We start from the raw sequence: 18681 nt of genomic DNA, 5'->3' as shown, positions 1-18681 counted from the left end.
CTCACTCCTGGCGCGACAGCCACAGCCCGATCGCCGTCACCCGCGAGTCCACGCCCAGCTTGGCGTAGATGCGGTTGACGTGGTTCTTGACGGTCTTCTCGCTGAGAAACAGCCGCCGCGCGATCTGGCCGTTGGACTGGCCGGTCGCTATCAGGTCCATGACCTCGGCTTCTCGCTTGCTCAGCGACGTGAACACGCTATCGAACGCTGCGTCGTCGACTCTCATCCGGCCTCCGGGGGCGCGCAGACGGTCAGATCGCCGATGGCCCCCGTGCTTCCGGCGTTAGCGGTAGACAGCGAGCATAACCCGCAATGTCGTGTTTTGGGGCGGTTGTCGGGAGAAGTGTTTGCGGCGATCGTCGAGAGAAACGACAACGGCCGGTCCAGAAGGACCGGCCGTTCGCCTTGGGGTGAGTGAAGGGACTTGAACCCTCGACATCCAGGACCACAACCTGGCGCTCTGCCAACTGAGCTACACCCACCATGAGCCGCCCCCGCGTGACGGCACAGGAAAAGTGTAGCGGGGTTCGGGAGTCTTTACGCCACTCCTTTAGCCGCTGACACGCTCGGCGAGCGATCTCGCGGTCGCCGAATCGGGCCCCGGCTGCTCCACGAACACGGCCGCGCGGTAGTAGCGCAGCTCCCTGATGCTCTCCGTGATGTCCGCCAGAGCCCGGTGCCCGCCCTGCTTCTCGGGCGCGGCGAAGTAGACCCGGGGATACCAGCGGCGGACCAGCTCCTTGATCGACGACACGTCGACCATGCGGTAATGCAGATAGCCGTCGACCCCGGGCATGTCGCGCGCGATGAAGGTGCGGTCGGTGCCGATCGAGTTGCCGCACAGCGGCGCCTTCTTCGCCTCGGGGATGTGCCGGCGGATGTAGTCGAGCACCAGCGACTCGGCCTCCGCCAGCGTCACCCCCCCGGCCAGCTCTGGCAGCAGCCCCGAGGCGGTGTGCATCTCGCGCACCACGTCGGACATCTGCTCCACCGACTCCGGCGGGGGCTTGATGACCACGTCGACGCCCTCGTCCAGCTGATGGAGCTCGCTGTCGGTGATGACGCACGCCACCTCGACGAGCGCGTCGCGGCTCAGGTCGAGCCCGGTCATCTCGCAGTCGATCCAGACCAGCAAATCACTCATACGATCTCCTCGCCCAGCGGCTCGGAGCAATCCGCCCGCTTGTTACTCCACCAGCCTAGTGCCACCGATCAGGCGGGCTTGAGCGAGCTGAGAACCTTGCTCAGCACGTCTGTGCCCAGATTGTCGGGTACGGAGGCGTACACGATGGCCGGCCGCCGGCCCTCACCACGATCGATGAGCACGACCGCGCCGTTCTCCTTCTTCCACTTGTAGCCCTTCTCCTCCGAGACCTTCGAGAAGTCGAGCTCGAACTGCAGCACCCAGGCGTCCTTGTCGCCGAGCTTCATCGCCTTGTCCTGCACGACCTTGGTCGTGTGGGCGAGCTGGTAGTACTTGGTGGAGAAGTCGACGAGGACCGTCTTGGCCGTCTCTCCCAGCCCCGAGGCGCCCGCATAGGGATAGAGCTCGCTGAGCACGCCGGTGTAGACGTTGCCTATCCAGTCGCCCTGGCCGTTGTAGTTCTCCTGCGCGGTGGCCTGCACCCCGCCCGACCACAGCTGCTGGACCGGGCTCGAGCCGTACATGTCGCCGGGCGGCGCCACCGTCCAGCCGTTGGGCACCTCGAACGAGACCCCGGCCCGCGCGTCGGTGAGGCGGCCGTCCACCGGCTGCGGCGGCTTGAACGTGCTCTGGCCGGGCGGCTGGTCCGTCGGCGGGTCGTTGCCAGGCGGCTGCTGCTCCTCGTACGTGTCCGTCGGCTGCGCGGCGGTGCCGGAGCCGGACCTGTTGACCACGAAGATCCCGCCGACCACGATGAGCGCGATCACCACCAGCGCGGCCAGCCCGCCGAACACCCACGGCAGCGGGTTGCCCTGCTTGGGCGGCGGCGGTGCGCCGAAGCCCTGGCCAGGACCGCCCGGACCGCCCCACTGGGGGGACGGCCCCTGCGGCGAGGACGGCCCCTGCTGTCCGGACGCTCCGGGCGGGCCGTAGGCCGGCTGGCCGAACGTCGGCTGGCCGTACTGGAGCGTGGGGTTCGCGGGCGTCGCCGACCAGTCGGGGCTCGACTGCGGCTGCGGGCCGGAGCCCGGTTGCTGGGGCTGGGGAGCGGAGCCCGGCTGCTGCGCGTGCACGGCGTCGGTCCACTGGTCGCCGTCCCACCAGCGGAGCTGGGGCTCTCCGTAGGGGTCCGGGTACCAGCCCGCGGGGGTCTGCGTGCTCATGCTCGCCAGATTAGTAAGAACCGCTTTGTTATGCATTGCTGGGCAGGCATCAACACTTGTACGTGAAGCTCGCCTTGGCCGAGCGTGCCGGGCCCGGCGTGAGGATCCGCAGCGTGGCGGTCGCCTTGACGCTGCTCTTGCCCTGCAACGTCCACCGGAACGGCACCTGGTACGTCGTCTGGTCCGGCTTCGTGCGAAGAGTGCCCTTGATGACACCCTTGTCCAGGTTCTTGCGCCACTCGTACGTGATCTGGCCGGGCGCCCCGTTGGTGACGACGGTGCCGGTGATCAGGACGGACTTGCCGCACCCCTGGGTCTTCTTGGGCGCCGCCACGTCGACCGACATGACCGCCAGGTCCGGGGAGTCGCCCGCGTAGAGCCAGGCCAGGACCGCCCCCGCCATGACGGCGGCGAAGACGACCGACGACAGGATGGTGCGCCGCCGCCGCGACCGGGCCGCCTTGACCAGCCTGTCGCCGGGGCGGTGGGCGGTGGCGGCCTGGTCGCGCCCGGAGCGCCAGATCCGCTCGGCCGTGGTCTCCGGTTGCTGCTCCCGCGTGCCGATCCCGGGCCCGAACTGCACGGGCGGCCCGGGCTGCGAGGAGTGGCCGGGGACGTGCAGCAGCGTGACGATGTCGCCCTCGTCCCTGGGCGGGGGCACGGACGGCTGCGCGTGCGCCCGCGCCTGCGCGAACGCCGAGCGTCCCCGGGCGGCCCGCGCCAGCCCGTCGCGCGCGGCCGGCTCGCCGGCCAGCAGGTCACGGGCCGCGGCGAGCCCCAGGGTCCCGGACATGGCCGCGGCGCGTTCCAGCACCTCGGCCCGCCCGCGCTGCTCGTGCCCGAAGGAGGCGGCCAGGCCGCGTGCCAGGGAGGCCCAGCCGGCCGCGTCCCGCTCGCGCGGCGAGGAGCGGCCGCGGATGGCGTCGGACAGCCCGCGCTCGGACAGCAGCGCGGCCCCCTCCGCCGTGATCACCACCGTGCCCGGATGCACGGAGCCGTGCGTCACCCCGGACGCGTGCAGCGCGAGCAGCGTCTGAGCGGTCTGCAGCAGCACGGAGACCGCGCCGGCCGGGTCGATCGGCCCGGCGGCCAGCACCTCGGACAGGGTCGGGCTGACCGCCTGCCCGGTGAGCAGCCACACCTGATCGCCCGCCGCCACCACGTCCGCCACCGGGATCAGCCCGGTCAGCCCGCCCAGCACGAGCCGCTGGTCGGTCATGACCGCGTGCACCACGCGGTCGCGCACGCCGGGCAGGCCGATGATCTGCGGATCGAACAGCAGCGCGCCCGCCCTGCGGCCGTCGGGTGAGATGGCGTCGATCCAGTTGCCGAGCTCGGTCACCCAGGTGTGCTCGGTGAGCCGGAATCCGGCGATACCGTGTCCAGGGTTGCTCATCGCCGTCCCCCCCGGTGCGTGTCAGCGCTGGCTTCTGTGGCGTCCCGCCCTGCGGCGTCTCACCGCCAGTGTGACCGGAACCGCGCCGGACGTCATCAGCCCGAAGGCGATCAGAGCGGCGGCGCTGGGCTCGTTCGCGCGGTTGATGCGCGGCGGCTGCTCAGGGTCTCCCGGTACGTCTCCCGTCGGTTCGCCCGTGCGGGGGTCCTCACCGGTGCCGGAGGTCTCGCTCGGCTGCTGCGTGGGCTTGGTCGGCTCGGTCGTCGGCTCGGTGGGCCGGGTCGTGGGGCGGGTGGGCCGGGTCGTGGGCACCGTGCGCGTGGGCGTCGGCGCGGGAGCGGACGAGGACGGCGGCCGGTTGCCCCTGGGCACGTCGGCCGAGTGGAGGACCTTGGGCTGGTCCGGGGGAGGCGTCGGGGTCTTCACCGGGGTCTTCGCCGGCGTTTTCACGGGCGTCTTCACCGGCGTGGGCGTGGGCGTCCGGTTCCGGGTGGGCCGCGCGCTCGCGGTCGGCCGGACCGGCGGCGGCGCGGCGCTCTCCGTGGGCGCCGGCTCCGGCGTGCTCTCCTCCGGCGTGCTCTCCTCGGGGGCCGGCGTCGGCTCCTCGGGCTCCTCCGTCTCCTCAAGCTCCGCCGGCTCCGGCGTGGCGGGGACGGCCGTGGTGGGCGCGACCGTGCTGGTCTGCGCCCGCAGCGCCGGCTTGTCGGCCGCGACGTTGGCGATGACCACGGCCACGGCGACCAGCACGCCGACGGCGCCGGCACCGAGCGCGAGCTTGGCGGGCAGCCTGCTGAGAGCGCGGACCGGCTCGTGGAAGCGGGTCTCGGCGAGCGAGGTCTGCACCTGGGCGGGCTCACTGAGCGAGCTGGGGAAGAGCAGGACCAGCAGGCCCGCCAGCGCGGCCAGGCGGCGGCGCCCGCGCTCCTCCCAGTCGTCCCCGTACGCCTCGGCTGCGACCGCCTCCAGCTCCGTCAGGAACGCCTCCGCGGTCGGCGGCCGGTCGGCGGGGTCCTTGGCCAGGCCGCGCTCGACCAGGCCCTGGAGCGGCTCCGGCACCTCGTCCACCGGGGGTTGCGCGCTCTGGTGCTGGCGGGCCAGCGCCGCGAGGTTCGACGCGCGGAAGGGCCGGGTGCCGGTCAGGCACTCGAAGAACACGACGGTGGCCGCGTACACGTCGGTCGCGGGCGACGGGCGCTCGCCCGACCACTGCTCGGGCGCCATGTACGGCGGCGTGCCGGCGACGCTCGCCCCCTCGCCCGTCCTGACCGCGATGCCGAAGTCCACGAGCTTGCTGGTGCCGTCGCCCTCGACCATCACGTTCTCGGGCTTGAAGTCGCGGTGCACGACGCCGATCGCGTGCGCCGAGGCCAGACCCTGGAGCGAGCCCTTGAGCACGGTCAGCGCCGCCTCGGGACCCGTCGGGCCCTCGGACCTGAGGATCTCGCGCAGCGACACCCCGTTGATCAGCTCCATGACGATGGCCGCGCCCTGGCCGCTCTCGACGTAGTCGATCAGCCGGGCGTGGTACTGGCTCTGGAGCGTGCCGAGCAGCCTCGCCTCGTGCCGGAAGCGGGCGACGAACCCCACGTCGGACCGTAACTCGTCACTGAGGTATTTGATGGCGACCTCGACGCCGTCGTAGTCGCGCGTGGCCAGGACCACCCGGCCGGCGGCTCCCGAGCCCAGCTCGCGGACCTCGGTGTAGCCGGGGACCCCCCACTGCCCATCACCGTACATAACGGTTCCCCTCTGAGAACTCCGGGCCCCCACCCTCATCAATCGGCCGTAGCTTAACCAGAGGGAACCGCTTTCCCGCTACTGGAATCACTATTAGTCGCTAATGTCACCTGATGGTGTCATCTGAGCGAGGACTCGGTGTCCTGTCCGGCTCCTCCGCCTTCGGACACTCCTCGGTACGGCCCCCCGCGCTGTCGCTCCCGCCCGCCGCCGCCGGATCGGTGGCGGCCGTCACGGACCACCGGGCGCCGCACGACGCCTTGACGGCCTGCCGCAGGGTCGTGGTGTACGAGGTGCGCCCGGACAGCGTGACCGACTCCGAACCCCCGCCTTCCCCGGCCGCGAACGACACGACGAGCCGTACCGGCCGGGTGTCCGACGTGGTCACCGCCACCGTCGCGACGATCACGCCGTCGCCGTACGCGGCCCTGACGATCGAGACCTGCCGCACGCGCGGCGGGCACGGCACCGAGGCCCGCGCGGTGGCGGTCCTGCCGCCCGCCGTCACCCGGACCGACACCGTCGCGCCGCAGGGACGGGACCTGAACGTGTGGGTGAACGACCGCGCGTAGGAGGTGCGGCCCGACAGGCTCGCGGTACGGGTGCCGACCGCGTCGCCGCCGACCGCGAACCGCGCCTGGACGGGAACCTCGCCGGTGCCGCTCGTGGCCACCCTGACCTGGGCGGTGGCCGTACGGCCCGGCGCGTCCGGCAGACTCAGCGAGACGCGGAGCCCGGTGACGCGCGTGGGGCAGGGCGGCACGGCGAGCGAGGCCGACCGCGCGCCGCCCGGGGCGGCCGGGGAGGTGGTGACGGTCAGCGTGACCGTGGCGCCGCACGGGCGCTCGCGCATGGACCAGGTGAGAGCGCGGGTGTAGGACCGGGCGCCGGACAGGCGCAGGCGCTCGGTGCGGCCGTCCGCGCCGGTCACGGTCCAGGAGGCGGTGGCGGTGACGGCGGCGGTGCCGCTGGTGCGCACGGTGACCGTGGCCCTGGCGACGCCGCTCTCGCCCACCGTGAGGCCGCCCACGCTCACCCCGAGCACCCGGGTCACGGGCGCGGTCGTGGGGGTGGGGGTCGGCGTGACCTCCACGGTCGGCCTCGGGCTCTGCCCCGGAGTCTTCGCCGGCGTCTTCACGGGCGTTTTCGCCGGGGTCTTCACGGGTGTCTTCCCCGGCGTTCTCGCGGGCGTTGTCGCCGGGCTCCTGCTCGGGGTCTTCACGGGCGTCTTGAGCGGCGTCCTCAGGGGTGTCCTCAGGGGTGTCCGCAGGGGCGTCACCGGTGGCGTGGCCGCCGCCTCCCGCGTGTTCGCGGGCGTCTGCGCCGGCGTCTCCTCGGGTGCGGTCGGCGTGCCGGGCGTGCCGGAGGGAGCCGGCGTGTCCGGGGTGCCCGGCGTGACGGCCTGCGACGGCGGGACGGCCGCCGCGGCGCCGATGGGCTCCGCGGGCGGCGGCGACTGCCGGGCGGCCAGCACGACCACCACCACCGCCACGGCCGCCGCCGTGGCCAGCGCGCCGCCCATGGCCACGCGCCGCGCGTTCGCGTGCAGGCCGCGGAACACCGTCCTGGCCAGCGAGGTCGTCGCCTCGGGAGGCGGCGCCTCGGCCGACGGCAGCAGGAACGCGAGCAGGGCCACGAGCGCCGCCAGCCGCCGCCTGCCCCGTTCCTCCCAGTCCTCCCCGTACGCCGCCCTGGCCGTGGCCTCCAGCTCCGCCACGAAAGCCCGCGCCCCGGCCGGCCGCCGCGCGGGGTCCTTGGCCAGGCCGCGCTCGATCAGCCCGCGCACCGGAACCGGCGCGTCGTGGACCGGCACGGGCGCGTGCAGGTGCTGGTATCCGAGCACGCTCGGCTCGGTCGACCGGTACGGCCGGTGCCCGGTCAGGCACTCGAAGAAGACCGCTGTGGCCGCGTACACGTCGGTGGCGGGGGAGGCGGGCAGGCCCTCCCACAGCTCGGGCGCCATGTACGGCGGCGTGCCCTCGGGCCGCGCCACCGTGCCCTGGCGTACCGCGATGCCGAAGTCGACCAGCTTGCTGACCCCGTCACCCCGGACGAGCACGTTCTCCGGCTTGTAGTCCTTGTGCACCAGCCCGGCGTCGTGCGCCCTGGCCAGCCCGAGCAGCGAGCCCTTCAGCACGACCAGCGCCGCCTCGGGCTCCGTGGCGCCGTTCTCGCGCAGCAGCGCCCGCAGCGACACGCCGTCGACCAGCTCCATCACGATGCAGGCACCGTCGGCGTCCTGGATGTACTCCCAGATCGTGGCGATGTTCGGATCGCGGAGCGTGGTCAGCAGCCGCGCCTCCGACTGGAAGCGGGCCAGCGCCGCGGGGTCGCGCCGCAGCCGGGCGGACAGGTACTTGATCGCGACCTTGACGCCGGTCTCGTCGTGCACGGCCAGCGTCACGCGCCCGCTGGCGCCCGCCCCGAGCTGCCTGATCTCGGTGTATCCGGGAGCGCTCCACTCCATCGCCGTCTCCCATCAGGAGCAGGTGGTGCCTGCTATGGAACTACTCCCGACGGAGGATGTGAACGGGCGGATCGATACCTTCTGGGAGCAACGGATCCGGCTCGGGCGCGCCCCACGACGTGACCAGCGGCAACACGCCGGCCCACACCGGCAGCCCGTAGTCCTCCTCCTCGTCCTTGGGCGCCCCGCGCCTGATCTTGACCGAGGCCTCCTCCAGCGACAGCGCCACCACCGCCGTGGCGGCCAGCTCCTTGCGCGAGGGCGGCCTGACGTAGTCCCACTGGCCGGGCGCGAGCTGCTCGGACACCGCCCGCAGCCCCGCCAGCCGCTCCTCCGGGTCCGTCACCGGCCGGGCGCGCCCGTAGATGATCGCCGAACGGTAGTTGACGGAGTGGTGGAAGATCGAGCGGGCCAGCACGATGCCGTCCAGGTGCGTGACCGTGACGCACACCTCGCTCTCGCCGCCGCCGCGCAGGGACGTGGCGCCGGTGGAGCCGTGCAGGTAGAGGGTGTCGCCGATGCGGCCGTACCCCGTGGGGACGACCATGGGATGGCCGTTCACGACCACGCCGAGGTGGCAGATGAGCCCGGTGTCGAGCACGTCGTACAGGTCGTTCCTGTCGGTGCTGCCCCGCTCCTTCGAGCGGCCGAGCGTGGTGCGTGCGGTGGTGGAGAGCATGATTCGACCGTAAGCACGAAGTGGACCTATCCTGTAGGGCCACTATCGAGCCCTTCCCGGAGACCACTTGCGTGCGTACCCATGTTGACCTGCCCGTCTCCCTCACGCGCGACTCGGGCGCGCCCCTGACCGTCCAGCTCGCAGAGTGGCTGCGGCGGGCCATGCTGGACGGCGCGCTCGCCCCCGGCGAGCGGCTGCCGTCCACGCGGTCCCTGGCGGCGCAGCTCGCGGTGAGCAGGACCGTGGTCACGGAGGCGTACCAGCAGCTGTACGCCGAGGGCTGGCTGGACGGCCGGCACGGATCAGGGACGTTCGTGGCGGAGATGGAGGTGTCCAGGCCGCGGCCTCCGAAGCCGGCCCGCGCGCCCCAGCCCCCGCCGCACCCGCCCGGCGCGATCGACCTCACGCCGGGGCAGCCCTGGGTGCGCGACTACGACCGGGCGGCCTGGAGGCGGGCCTGGCGCAAGGCCGCCGACCTGCCGCCGGGCGCCTCGCCCGACCCGTACGGGCTGCCCCGGCTCAGGGAGCTGCTGGCCGACCACCTCAGGCGGGCCAGGGGCGTGGCCGTCGGCCCGGAGAACATCCTCGTCACCCGGGGCACCGGCAACGGCCTCGACCTGTGCGCCCTGGCGCTGCTCGGCGGCGGGCCCCGTGGTGGGCGCGACGGTGGGCCTGGCAGCGGAGGCGGCGGCGGGCATGGCGGCGGGTCCGGCGGCGTCGTGCGGGCCGGCGTCGAGGACCCGGGCTACCACGTGGCGCGCACGGTGTTCGCGGCGCGGGGCGCCGAGGTGGTGCCGTGCCCCGTGGACGAGGACGGCGTGATCGTGGACGGGCTCCCCGAAGACCTCCGCGTGCTCTACACGACCCCCGCGCACCAGTACCCGCTGGGCGGCCGGCTGCCCATCCCGCGCAGGGAGCGGCTGCTGGCCTGGGCGCGGAGCACGGGCGCGACGATCGTCGAGGACGACTACGACGCCGAGTTCCGTTACGACGTGGCGCCGCTGCCCGCCCTCTACGGCCTGGACCCCGCGCGCGTGGTGCTCCTCGGCACGCTGTCCAAGAGCCTCGCGCCCGACGTGGGCGTCGGCTGGCTGGTCGGCGACCCGGAGCTGGTCGCCACGATCGGCGGCCTGCGCCGCGACGTCGGCGACCGCACCAGCGGCCCCGTCCAGCAGGCCGTCATCACCCTGCTGGAGGGCGGCGACCTCGACAGGCACCTGCGCAGGATGCGCCTGGAGTACGCGCGCCGCCGCGCCGTGGTCGTCGACATCCTGGGCCCGGTCTGCCGCCTGCGCGGCGACACGGCCGGGCTGCACGTCCTGGCCGAGCTGCCGGCCTCCGTCGCGCCTGACGTGGTGGCGCGGGCGGGGGAGCGCGGCGTCCTGCTCGACTCCACCGCCCGCCACCACCACGGCAGGGAGCACCTGCACGGGCTGGTGATCGGGTACGGGTCGGCGTCGCTGGCGGACGTCCGGCGCGGCTGCCGCATCCTGGCCGACCTGATCCGGGAGACCCGCCCGCCCTCAGGGCCCTCCTAGCTCTCCGGCGCCGGGATCGTCACGGGCGGGCAGCGGGGGTCGAGCCGCACCTTCGCCAGGTCCCGGCCGACGATCGTCCAGGCGTCGAAGGAGCCGGGCTCGAACTGCAGCTGCGGATTGGTGTGCCACTCGTCGCCCAGCCCGGTCGCCAGCAGCTTGGCCTCCGACCCCAGCTCGTAGGCGTTGCCGCCGCCGAAGAAGGTGGAGGTGAACACCCGGCCCCGGTGGACCTGCAGCTCGCCGTGTCCTGACAGCACGCCCTGGTACGTGATGGTGCGGGTGTCGAGGTCCAGGGCGATCCAGGCGCCCAGCACGCGCTTGTACACCGCGTACAGCAGGCCGTCGTGCACTTTGAGGTCCTGGAAGGTGCGATGGTCCGGCAGCGGGTCGATCTGCCACACCACCTCGCGCTTCCTGAGGTCGAAGGCGGCGATCGAGGCCGTCGTCCTGGTCGGCGGGGTGCCGCCTCCGCCGAGCACGTCGCCGCCCAGGTAGACGAGGCCGCGCCCGGGGTGGACGCTCAGGCTCATCAGGCTCTGGTCGGGGATGACGCCCGCGTAGACGTCCATCTTCCCGGTGTCGGGGTCGAGGACCGTCAGGGCTCCCTGCAGCTTCGCGCCGGTCGGTGCGGAGGCCACCAGGATGGTGTCGGTGACGGGGTCGTGCTCGATGTCCCACGGCCGTGATTGGTCGTGCCCGATGTAGCCGTAGCTGCGTACCTCGTCGGTGCGCATGTCGATGGAGATGATCTGCCCGCTCGGGTACAGCGCGGCGTAGATCTGGTTCCCCCGCCGCACCATGGCCTTCGGCTCACCTACCACGCGGATCCTGCGCTGCTTCCCGGTCCGCAGGTCACGCACCTGCACGGCGAAGTGGCCGCCGATGTACAGGGCCCGGTTCGGCACGAGGAGCATGCTCTGGGTGCGCTCGGCGCCGGCCGGGAAGCCCGCGTCGATGAGGTCGACGAACTCGGCGGTCCTGCTCGCGAGGTCCAGCCACCAGATTCCGCCGCTGCCGGCGAAGCCGACGAGCTGCTGCCCGATCAGCTTCAGCGCCCGGGTCTCCTCGCCCGGCGAGGGCGGGTCGGCGACCTTGGTCACCGCGTCCTGCCCGATGCGGTAGCTGTAGACGGCGCCGTCGGGGCGCGAGGTGAGGTAGACCGTGCCGTCGGGAGCCACCTCGAACGCGTCGATGATGCCCACGCCGGCCTCGAACTGCCGCAGGTCCGTGCCGTCCTTGCGCACGTCGATCAGCGTGCTCCCGCTCGCCGCGAGCACCCGGTCGCCGTAGAGCGAGACCGTGCCCACGGCCATGGGTCCCTGGGCCAGCTCCCTGACGGCGCCGCTGACCCGGTCGACGGCCATCAGCTTGGCCTTCTCCAGCAGGCCGGCGTAGACGGTGGTCTCGTCGACGGCGACCGCCCGGACGTAGTGCTCGCCCTTCACCAGCACGTCGTACCTGCGGACGGCGCCGGTCGAGGGGACGTACTCCCAGAGCCTGCCGTCGGAGGAGGTGCCGAGGTAGAGGGTGCCGTCGGGCGCGGCGGCCATGCTCCACACGAAGGTGTTGCTCGCGCCGAAGGAGTGCAGGTGCGCCACCTGGCCCGTGGCCAGGTCGTAGCTGTAGAGGTCGGGGACGGGGTAGGTGCCGATGTACAGCTTGCCGCCGGCGACGGCGGTGGCCCAGCCGCCCTCCGGCTCGCCCGCCGAGGGGCCGTCCGGCAGGGTCGCGGTACGCGTCACCTTGCGGGTGGCCAGGTCGATCTCGGCGACGACCGGCGGCTTCGGCCCGCGGGAGACCACGTAGGCATGGCCGTCGTGGACGGCGGCGCCGACGATCGCGCCGGTGACGGTGGCGGGGCCGTACGTGGTGACGGCCGGGGTGTCGCAGCGGGGCGCGGATGTCACCTGCGCGGCCGCGGGGGTGGACAGGCCGGGGAGCGATAAAGCGGTCAGGACCGTTAGCAGTGCCAGAAGCTTACGAGGCACGCTGCACCTCCGGGGTGCTCAATAATGCTCGATATTGGTCCCGACCGTAATCATTTGAGCGTGGCACGTCAACACATTGGCGGTGCCACCTCGCCGTCCTCTCTCAGAGGACCCGCGCCGAGCACGGCGTGCCGGAGGCCGGCCTCAGCCCTGTCAGAGGGCGGTCGCGGGTTCCAGGGTGCGCAGGATCGGCAGGGCGCGGGAGGCGTACAGCGGGTCGACCGGCAGCACGTGCCGCGCCCACCAGCGCGCCGGTGCCGGGTCGGGCGACGGCTCGGTGAAGGCGGGCGCGTAGTCGTCGTACGGCGGGTCGTACAGGTAGCCTGTGGCCACCCCCCGCCGCTCCAGCTCGGCGATGGCCGCGTCGCGGTCGCGCACCAGCAGCGGCACGCGGAACAGCGGCCTGCGCACGTCGTCGCGCACGGCGGGGGCGACCGAGGGCAGCTCGGCGAGGACCGCGACCCCCGCCAGCCGCCGTTCGCGGTCGGCGGGCACCCTGGCCAGGCGCCTGGACTGGTACCAGCGGGCGACCGGGCCGCGGCGCGCGCGGTAGTCGTGCAGGTCGGCGCGGACCCACGGGTCGAAGGGCGGCAGCTCGGGGACCTGGTCGAGCGCCTGCTTCAGGGCCTCCACGTCGAGCGGGATGCGGTAGCCCTCGCGCTCCTCCTGCATGCCGAGGGCGCGCATGAGCCGCAGCGCCGGGCGTACGAGATCGAGCCTGAGAGCCGCCTGGCGGGCCATCGAGGTGGCCACGCCCACCAGGTCGGCCAGCGGCGAGCCGGGGGCCAGGAGGGCGTCGCGGGCGCTTTGGAGCGCGCGCAGGTCGGACTCGCGCTCCACCGCCAGGACGCCGCCGGAGCCCGCCGCCGGGTGCTTGGACAGGCTGAACACCCCGGCCTGGCCGAACGTCCCCAGCGGCCGGCCGCCGAGGTCGGTCTCCATGGCGTGCGCCACATCCTCGATCAGGATTTTTCCGGACAAGCTGGGTGCGTCGTCAGGGAGCCCGTACAGGTTGGTGGTCAGGACGGCGTCCACCGCGGAGAGGTCGACCCGCGAGACGTCGATGTTGCCGTCGCGCGGCGAGAGCGGCGCGATCACCGGGCGCAGACCGGCCGCGAGCACCAGGAACAGGATCTCGTCGGCCGAGATCGGCGACATCAGCAGCCGCCCGCCCGGCTCGCACCAGTGGCGCAGCGCCAGGTAGAGGCCCAGCCGGTTGGAGGGGAGCGGCAGGCACAGCCGGCCCGTGCGCTCCTGGATCGGCCTCACCCCTGGAGGACGGTGCGGAGCCGTCCGTACGTCTTCAGTGCCTTGTCGGCGGTCTTGTGCAGCAGCGGGTTGGCCAGCACCGTGGCGCGGGTCTTGCGCGCCGGCACCCGCATCACCCAGTGGACGGCCGCCGCGGGGCCGATCCTGGCCACCCGCCCCTCGGCCACCTCCAGCTGGCCCGTCTTCAGCTTGTCCTTGTACTCCTTCTCGCCCCGGCCCATGTCGATCACCTGGATGCCCTGCTCGGCGGCCCGCTCGGCCATCGCCAGGTGGTGGATGAGGCCGGGGGAGTACTTGGCGAAGTGCGGGTCGTAGGCGGGGAACCACCCGGCGAGCGTCGTACGCGTGCGCAGACCGAAATGCCCGGCCACCGGCCGCTCGTCCGCGTAGACCATGTCCAGCACCCCGGCGAAGCTCTCCGACCGGGTCGCGAGCAGGCGCTCGACCAGCTCCACGATCCACCGCTGCGCGAACCTGTCGGTGCGCCCCGTGCGGCGGTACTGGTCGGTCTTCCAGCCCAGCAGGGCGCGGAGCGGCTCCAGGTCGGTGGTGGCGTAGTCGTGGCGGACCGTCCCGGCCTCACGCTGGAGCTTGCGGGACTTGGCCAGGGTGGACTTGTACGTCTTGCCGGAGTGTTTCCTGAGCTCCTCGGTGTAGTGGTCCCAGCCGTCGCGCAGGTCGATGATCGGCGACGGGTGCCGCTCGTGCCGCTCGTCCAGCAGGGGCTGGCCCGCCACCAGATGGTCGAACTCGTACACCGCCAGCCCGCAGGCCCTGATCAGGGCGCGGGGGTCGAGCTCGAAGTCCTTGGCCCGGATCAGCCCCTGCGCGTCGGTCAGCCCGGCGGCGACCGGCTTGCCGATGCCCAGGGGATGGCGCTCGAAGGGGAAGAAGCCGACGATGTCGGGGCCGTCGTGGATGACGGCGACGCGTACGACATCGCGCAGCTCGCCCACCGTGACGGTGAACTCCGGCGACAGGAAGGGACTGTCGAGCGAGGGGTCGGCCTCCTGCAGCTCGCGCCAACGGCTCAGTTCGGGCTGCCCCAGCTCGCGGGGCAGGGCAAGGGTGACGCGCATGGGCTCCTACCGTCGGCATGCCACTGAAGTTCCGGCTTGAGCGGAACCTCTACGGCCAGGGTAAAGGCTGTTACCGGTTCCGTCGTTATCGCAGGTCCGGAACGTTACAGAACTCCCAGCTGGTGTTCAGGACCGAATAGAGTTCTAATGTGTTCTCATGACCGTACCTGGCATTGACCAGCCCGCTCTGGTTGCGTGGATGGGCCGGAACGTGCCCGACGCGGGCGAGCCGCAGTCCGTCTCGCTGATCGCGGGCGGCAGGTCCAACCTGACCTATCTGGTCGAGGCCCGCGACCGCCGCCTGGTGCTGCGCCGGCCGCCGCTCGGTCACGTCCTGCCCACCGCCCACGACATGCGACGCGAGTGGCGGGTGATCTCGGCCCTCGCGCCCACGCCCGTGCCGGTGCCCGAGCCGGTCGCCTTCTGCGGGGACGAGTCGGTCATCGGGGCGCCGTTCTATCTCATGGGGTACGTGGAGGGCGCCGCCGTACGGAACCAGGAGGATCTGGGCTCCCCTTGCCCTTCGCCCGAGCGGACGCGCCGGCTGTCGGAGCGGCTGGCCGAGGTGCTGGCGGCCATCCACGCGGTGGACTACCGCGAGGTGGGGCTCGGCGACTTCGGGCGGCCCGAGGGATACATGGCCAGGCAGCTGGAGCGGTGGGGGCAGCAGTGGGAGCGGTCGAAGACGGCGGAGCTGCCCGACTACGACCGGCTGGTCGAGCGGCTGCGGGAGCGGCTGCCCGCGTCGTCCGGCAGCACGCTGGTGCACGGCGACTACCGGCTGGACAACACGCTGCTGCGGCTCGGGGACTCGCTGGAGATCATGGCGGTGGTCGACTGGGAGATGTCCACGCTGGGCGACCCGCTGGCCGACCTGGGGATGACGTTGACGTACTGGCACGACCGGGGGGACGCGGAGCGGGCGGCACTCCCGGTGGCGGGGGACGTGACGGCGGCGCCGGGGTTCATGAACGCGGCGGAGTTCGCGGCGCACTACGCCAAGGTGTCAGGCCGCGATATTTCGGATCTCGGGTTCTACGTCGCTTTCGGCACCTTCAAGCTCGCGGTCATCATTGAGGGTATTCATGCGCGATTCCGGCAAGGTAAGACGGTTGGGGAGGGATTCGACCGCATCGGCTTCGCGGTGCCCACGCTGATCTCCCGCGCGCACCGCCTGCTCGACCAGCCCTGACCGTACGGGGCGCTTGACCGGACGTCCCCGACCCGGGCATCCCCCGACCTCAGCCCTCAAGGAGCGCCATGAGCACTGTCGCACTCATCACCGGAGCCGCCAGCGGCATCGGGGCCGCCGTCGCACGGCGGCTGTCGGCGGGCGGCGTCAAATGCGTCCTCGTCGACCTCGACGGCGAAGGCGTCGAGCGGCTGGCCAAGGAGCTCAACGGCGCGTGGCTGGCCGCCGACGTCAGCAACCCCGAAGCCTCCCAGGAGGCGGTGGCGCTGGCCGAGCGGCGCTACGGCCGGCTCGACCTGGTCCACCTCAACGCCGGCATCTCGGGCGGGGTGGACCTCGCCGACTTCGACCTCGCGCGATACCGCCAGGTGGTCGGGGTCAACATGGACGGCGTCGTGTTCGGGGTGCGGGCCAGCGTGCCGCTGCTCGCCCGCTCCGGCGGGGGCGCCATCGTGGCGACCTCGTCGCTGGCCGGGCTCGTGGGCTTCTCCGGCGACCCCGTCTACACCATGACCAAGCACGCCGTGGTCGGCCTGGTCAGGGCGCTCGCCGAGCCGCTGGCCGCGCGGAACATCCGGATCAGCGCCGTCTGCCCGGGCTTCACCGACACGCCGCTGGTGGCCGACGCGCGGGAGATGTTCGTCAACGCCGGATTCCCCCTCCTCACCGCGGACGACGTGGCCGCCGCCGTCGAGACCGCCTTCTACGCCGACACTCCCGGCACGCTGCTGATCGTGCAGCCCGGCCGGCAGCCGGTGCCGTACCGCTACGCCGGGGTGCCCGGCCCGGCGACCGGGCAGCGCCCGCCCGAGCTCTGAACAGCCGGGGGGCAAGCGGCTTGCAAGCGGGGCGATTAACGTAATCAGGGCCGGGGACGATCCCCGGCCCTCGTTCGTTGCGTCCATTCGCGAACCTTCATGCGCCGGAACCCTTGTAGGTTCGTGAGTCCTTGTAGTTTGCCCCCGGCATGAGGAGCGTCCAGTGATTCCGACCGACGGCCGGCATGCGCGCCGGCGATCGCCATGGCCGATCGCCCTCGGAGCAGGCATTCTCGCCGTCGTGCTGGTGGCGGGCATCATGGTGTACGCCTCGCTCCGCGGCCAGGCCCGCAGCGTCTTCAAGGGCGGCGACGTCGCCACGGTCGTGCCCACCGAGCCCGCGCCCGAGCTGGAGGAGCCGCCGGCGCTCGACAACTGGCCGCGCTGGGGCATCACCCACACCCAGTACAGCGCCGACAACGAGCCGCAGCAGGTCGCCGACCAGGCCAGAGGCGTGCTCGGCCGGGTCCCGATGCTCCAGAACCAGCACATCATGGGCTGGGGCGTCGGCAACCCCGAGCCCAGCCCCGGGCAGTACAACTTCCGCGACCTGGACCGGCGGCTGAAGTTCATGGCGTCGTCGCGGGCGGTGCCGGTGATCACGCTGTGCTGCGCGCCCGACTGGATGAAGGGCGGGCAGGCGGGGCGTACGGACTGGAACAAGAACCACACGGTCGCCCCCAAACGCGAGCACTTCGACGACTTCGCCGAGCTGGCCGTCCGGGTGGCCAGGCAGTACCCGACGGTCAAGCACTACATGGTGTGGAACGAGTTCAAGGGCTTCTGGGACCCGAGCACCAACCGCTGGGACGCCGAGGCGTACACCGAGATGTACAACAAGGTCTACACGGCGCTGAAGAAGGTCGACAAGAACATCAAGATCGGCGGCCCGTACGTCCCCATCGAGAGCAACGCCCGCGGCGGCCCGTCCGAGCTGAGCGGCCCCTGGGGCACCATCGACCAGCGGGCACTCGACGCGATCGAGTACTGGCTGGCCCACAAGAAGGGCGCCGACTTCATCGTCGTGGACGGTGCCTCCATGACGAACGACCGCGGGAACGTCCCCAACGACTTCGCGGCCCAGGCCAAGTTCGGCGCCATCACGACGTGGCTGCGGCAGAAGAGCGACGACCTGCCGGTGTGGTGGGCGGAGTGGTACGTCGAGCCGGAGAACTCCGGCTGGACGGAGGCCAAGCGCACGGCGGTGCAGGCCACGGCGCTGATGGAGTTCGCGAGGAGCGGCGTCACGACGGCCCTCTACTGGAACCCGCAACTCAAGGACGCGGGCGAATGCACCGGCTGCCTGTGGGCCCCGAAGGTGGGCGGGGAGATGCCCATGGCCGGTCTGCTGAGCGGCTTCACGAAGTGGTTCCCCTCGGGGGTGCGGGTGGAGCAGGTGAACACCTCGGACGCCAAGGTCAAGGCGCTCGCCCAGGAACGCCAGGTGGTCATGGTGAACACGTCCGACAGGGACGTCACGGCGACGGTCGACGGCCGCCGCGTGACCCTGCGTCCCTACGAGATCAAATGGTCGGGCCGCGGCACCTGAGACGGGGATCGGCGGGCAGCGCCCCAGTTCCCGCCGCTTGACGTGCGGGACGCCGGTCGCACCTCACGAGGCGAGCTCCTGCAGGAGGGTGCGGGCGAAGGACGCCGCGGCCTCGCCGTCGTCACGGTCGCCGGACGGTGACATGTGGCTCAGGAACGCGTACTGGAAGCAGGCGCCGAGGAGCAGCCCCGCCGCGGCCCTGACGTCGGCTTCCGCGCGCAACCGTCCGAGCTCCTGCTCGGCCCGCAGGTACGCGGCGACGGCCTCGTTGGCCTTGTGCGGGCCGGCGCCCTGCTGCCGTAGTTCCTCCTTGTGGGCCGCGAGGGTGGCCGGGTCGGCGAACATCGAGGCGAGCATCGGGAAGCCCTCGCCGTAGAAGGCGATCGCGGCCCGCGCCACGGCGGTGAGGTTGTCCACGAGGGTTCCCGTGCCGGCCCTGCCGTCGAGCGCCCGCGCCAGCTGCGAGAAGCCGGGTGAGCGTTCCCTCATCACGGCCACGAGCAGGTCGGCCTTGTTGGCGAAGTGCTTGTAGAGGGCCGCCTCGGTGAACCCGGCGGCCTGCGCGATCTGGCGGGTCGTCACGTTGGCCAGGCCGCGTTCGGCCATGACCGTCGCCGCCGCGTCGAGGATCACGTCCCTGGCGCCCATCGTCGCCCGCGGCT

At 72.4% G+C, this 18681-nt stretch carries 15 protein-coding genes and 1 tRNA gene; 4 read left to right on the top strand and 12 right to left on the bottom strand.

Features of this window, described 5'->3' with window-relative positions; all coding sequences use genetic code 11:
* Position 1: 1 nt before the first annotated feature.
* From FH608_RS19760 to FH608_RS19725, 8 genes are all read right to left on the bottom strand, one after another.
* On the bottom strand, positions 2–226 hold the full coding sequence (locus FH608_RS19760) for a helix-turn-helix domain-containing protein (protein WP_139632028.1): 225 nt from the start codon (positions 224–226) through the stop codon (positions 2–4).
* A gap of 180 nt (positions 227–406) precedes the next feature.
* Positions 407–482 (bottom strand) — tRNA-His (locus FH608_RS19755).
* A gap of 68 nt (positions 483–550) precedes the next feature.
* Entirely contained in the window at positions 551–1144 is a 594-nt protein-coding gene (gene orn / locus FH608_RS19750) for an oligoribonuclease (protein ID WP_139632027.1), read from the bottom strand.
* A gap of 68 nt (positions 1145–1212) precedes the next feature.
* Positions 1213–2307 (bottom strand): DUF2510 domain-containing protein, encoded by a 1095-nt coding sequence (locus tag FH608_RS19745; RefSeq protein ID WP_193318519.1) that lies wholly within the window; start codon positions 2305–2307, stop codon positions 1213–1215.
* A gap of 49 nt (positions 2308–2356) precedes the next feature.
* Complete coding sequence (locus tag FH608_RS19740) at positions 2357–3703, bottom strand: protein kinase family protein (RefSeq protein ID WP_139632025.1); 1347 nt, start codon at positions 3701–3703, stop codon at positions 2357–2359.
* Positions 3704–3724: 21 nt separating this feature from the next.
* Complete coding sequence (locus FH608_RS19735; protein WP_139632024.1) at positions 3725–5440, bottom strand: serine/threonine-protein kinase; 1716 nt, start codon at positions 5438–5440, stop codon at positions 3725–3727.
* A 106-nt stretch (positions 5441–5546) separates the two neighbouring features.
* The gene (locus tag FH608_RS52810) at positions 5547–7907 is read right to left on the bottom strand and encodes a serine/threonine-protein kinase (RefSeq protein ID WP_226899711.1); all 2361 of its coding nucleotides are present in this window, start codon (positions 7905–7907) and stop codon (positions 5547–5549) included.
* A 40-nt stretch (positions 7908–7947) separates the two neighbouring features.
* A complete protein-coding gene (locus FH608_RS19725) occupies positions 7948–8586 on the bottom strand; it encodes a pyridoxamine 5'-phosphate oxidase family protein (RefSeq protein ID WP_139632023.1) in 639 nt (212 codons plus the stop codon).
* 71 nt (positions 8587–8657) lie between these two features.
* On the opposite strand from FH608_RS19725, the gene pdxR reads away from it, so the two are divergent.
* A complete protein-coding gene (gene pdxR / locus FH608_RS19720; RefSeq protein ID WP_139632022.1) occupies positions 8658–10124 on the top strand; it encodes a MocR-like pyridoxine biosynthesis transcription factor PdxR in 1467 nt (488 codons plus the stop codon).
* Here pdxR and FH608_RS19715 read toward each other — a convergent pair.
* The 3 genes from FH608_RS19715 to FH608_RS19705 form a co-directional block, all read right to left on the bottom strand.
* The gene (locus FH608_RS19715; protein ID WP_139632021.1) at positions 10121–12112 is read right to left on the bottom strand and encodes a PQQ-binding-like beta-propeller repeat protein; all 1992 of its coding nucleotides are present in this window, start codon (positions 12110–12112) and stop codon (positions 10121–10123) included. The two genes, pdxR and FH608_RS19715, sit on opposite strands and share 4 nt — an antisense overlap.
* 153 nt (positions 12113–12265) lie before the next feature.
* Entirely contained in the window at positions 12266–13381 is a 1116-nt protein-coding gene (locus FH608_RS19710; protein WP_226899710.1) for a DegT/DnrJ/EryC1/StrS family aminotransferase, read from the bottom strand.
* Positions 13378–14460 (bottom strand): GNAT family N-acetyltransferase, encoded by a 1083-nt coding sequence (locus FH608_RS19705; RefSeq protein WP_193318518.1) that lies wholly within the window; start codon positions 14458–14460, stop codon positions 13378–13380. Before FH608_RS19705 ends, FH608_RS19710 begins: the two co-directional genes overlap by 4 nt.
* A 157-nt stretch (positions 14461–14617) precedes the next feature.
* On the opposite strand from FH608_RS19705, the gene FH608_RS19700 reads away from it, so the two are divergent.
* The 3 genes from FH608_RS19700 (at position 14618) to FH608_RS19690 (ending at position 18019) form a co-directional block, all read left to right on the top strand.
* Positions 14618–15652: a phosphotransferase family protein gene (locus FH608_RS19700; protein ID WP_139632020.1), complete on the top strand. Its 1035-nt coding sequence runs from the start codon at positions 14618–14620 to the stop codon at positions 15650–15652.
* A 68-nt stretch (positions 15653–15720) separates the two neighbouring features.
* Entirely contained in the window at positions 15721–16470 is a 750-nt protein-coding gene (locus FH608_RS19695) for an SDR family oxidoreductase (protein ID WP_139632019.1), read from the top strand.
* 163 nt (positions 16471–16633) lie between these two features.
* A complete protein-coding gene (locus FH608_RS19690) occupies positions 16634–18019 on the top strand; it encodes a GH39 family glycosyl hydrolase (RefSeq protein ID WP_226899709.1) in 1386 nt (461 codons plus the stop codon).
* Between the two features lie 63 nt (positions 18020–18082).
* On the opposite strand, the gene FH608_RS19685 is transcribed toward FH608_RS19690, so the two are convergent.
* Positions 18083–18667, bottom strand: coding sequence for a TetR/AcrR family transcriptional regulator (locus tag FH608_RS19685; RefSeq protein WP_139632018.1), 585 nt, complete (start codon positions 18665–18667; stop codon positions 18083–18085).
* Positions 18668–18681: the final 14 nt, after the last annotated feature.

This window comes from Nonomuraea phyllanthi (assembly GCF_006334985.2).
Classification (GTDB): Bacteria; Actinomycetota; Actinomycetes; order Streptosporangiales; family Streptosporangiaceae; genus Nonomuraea; species Nonomuraea phyllanthi.
Note: the sequence above shows the minus strand (reverse complement) of the source record. Positions and strands in the feature narration are given on the sequence as shown.

Coding starts and splice junctions, on each gene's coding strand:
- FH608_RS19760 (WP_139632028.1), bottom strand. CDS start 226: ATGAGAGTCGACGACGCAGCGTTCGATAGCGTGTTCACGTCGCTGAGC.
- orn (WP_139632027.1), bottom strand. CDS start 1,144: ATGAGTGATTTGCTGGTCTGGATCGACTGCGAGATGACCGGGCTCGAC.
- FH608_RS19745 (WP_193318519.1), bottom strand. CDS start 2,307: ATGAGCACGCAGACCCCCGCGGGCTGGTACCCGGACCCCTACGGAGAG.
- FH608_RS19740 (WP_139632025.1), bottom strand. CDS start 3,703: ATGAGCAACCCTGGACACGGTATCGCCGGATTCCGGCTCACCGAGCAC.
- FH608_RS19735 (WP_139632024.1), bottom strand. CDS start 5,440: ATGTACGGTGATGGGCAGTGGGGGGTCCCCGGCTACACCGAGGTCCGC.
- FH608_RS52810 (WP_226899711.1), bottom strand. CDS start 7,907: ATGGAGTGGAGCGCTCCCGGATACACCGAGATCAGGCAGCTCGGGGCG.
- FH608_RS19725 (WP_139632023.1), bottom strand. CDS start 8,586: ATGCTCTCCACCACCGCACGCACCACGCTCGGCCGCTCGAAGGAGCGG.
- FH608_RS19705 (WP_193318518.1), bottom strand. CDS start 14,460: ATGCGCGTCACCCTTGCCCTGCCCCGCGAGCTGGGGCAGCCCGAACTG.
- FH608_RS19700 (WP_139632020.1), top strand. CDS start 14,618: ATGACCGTACCTGGCATTGACCAGCCCGCTCTGGTTGCGTGGATGGGC.
- FH608_RS19695 (WP_139632019.1), top strand. CDS start 15,721: ATGAGCACTGTCGCACTCATCACCGGAGCCGCCAGCGGCATCGGGGCC.
- FH608_RS19685 (WP_139632018.1), bottom strand. CDS start 18,667: ATGGGCGCCAGGGACGTGATCCTCGACGCGGCGGCGACGGTCATGGCC.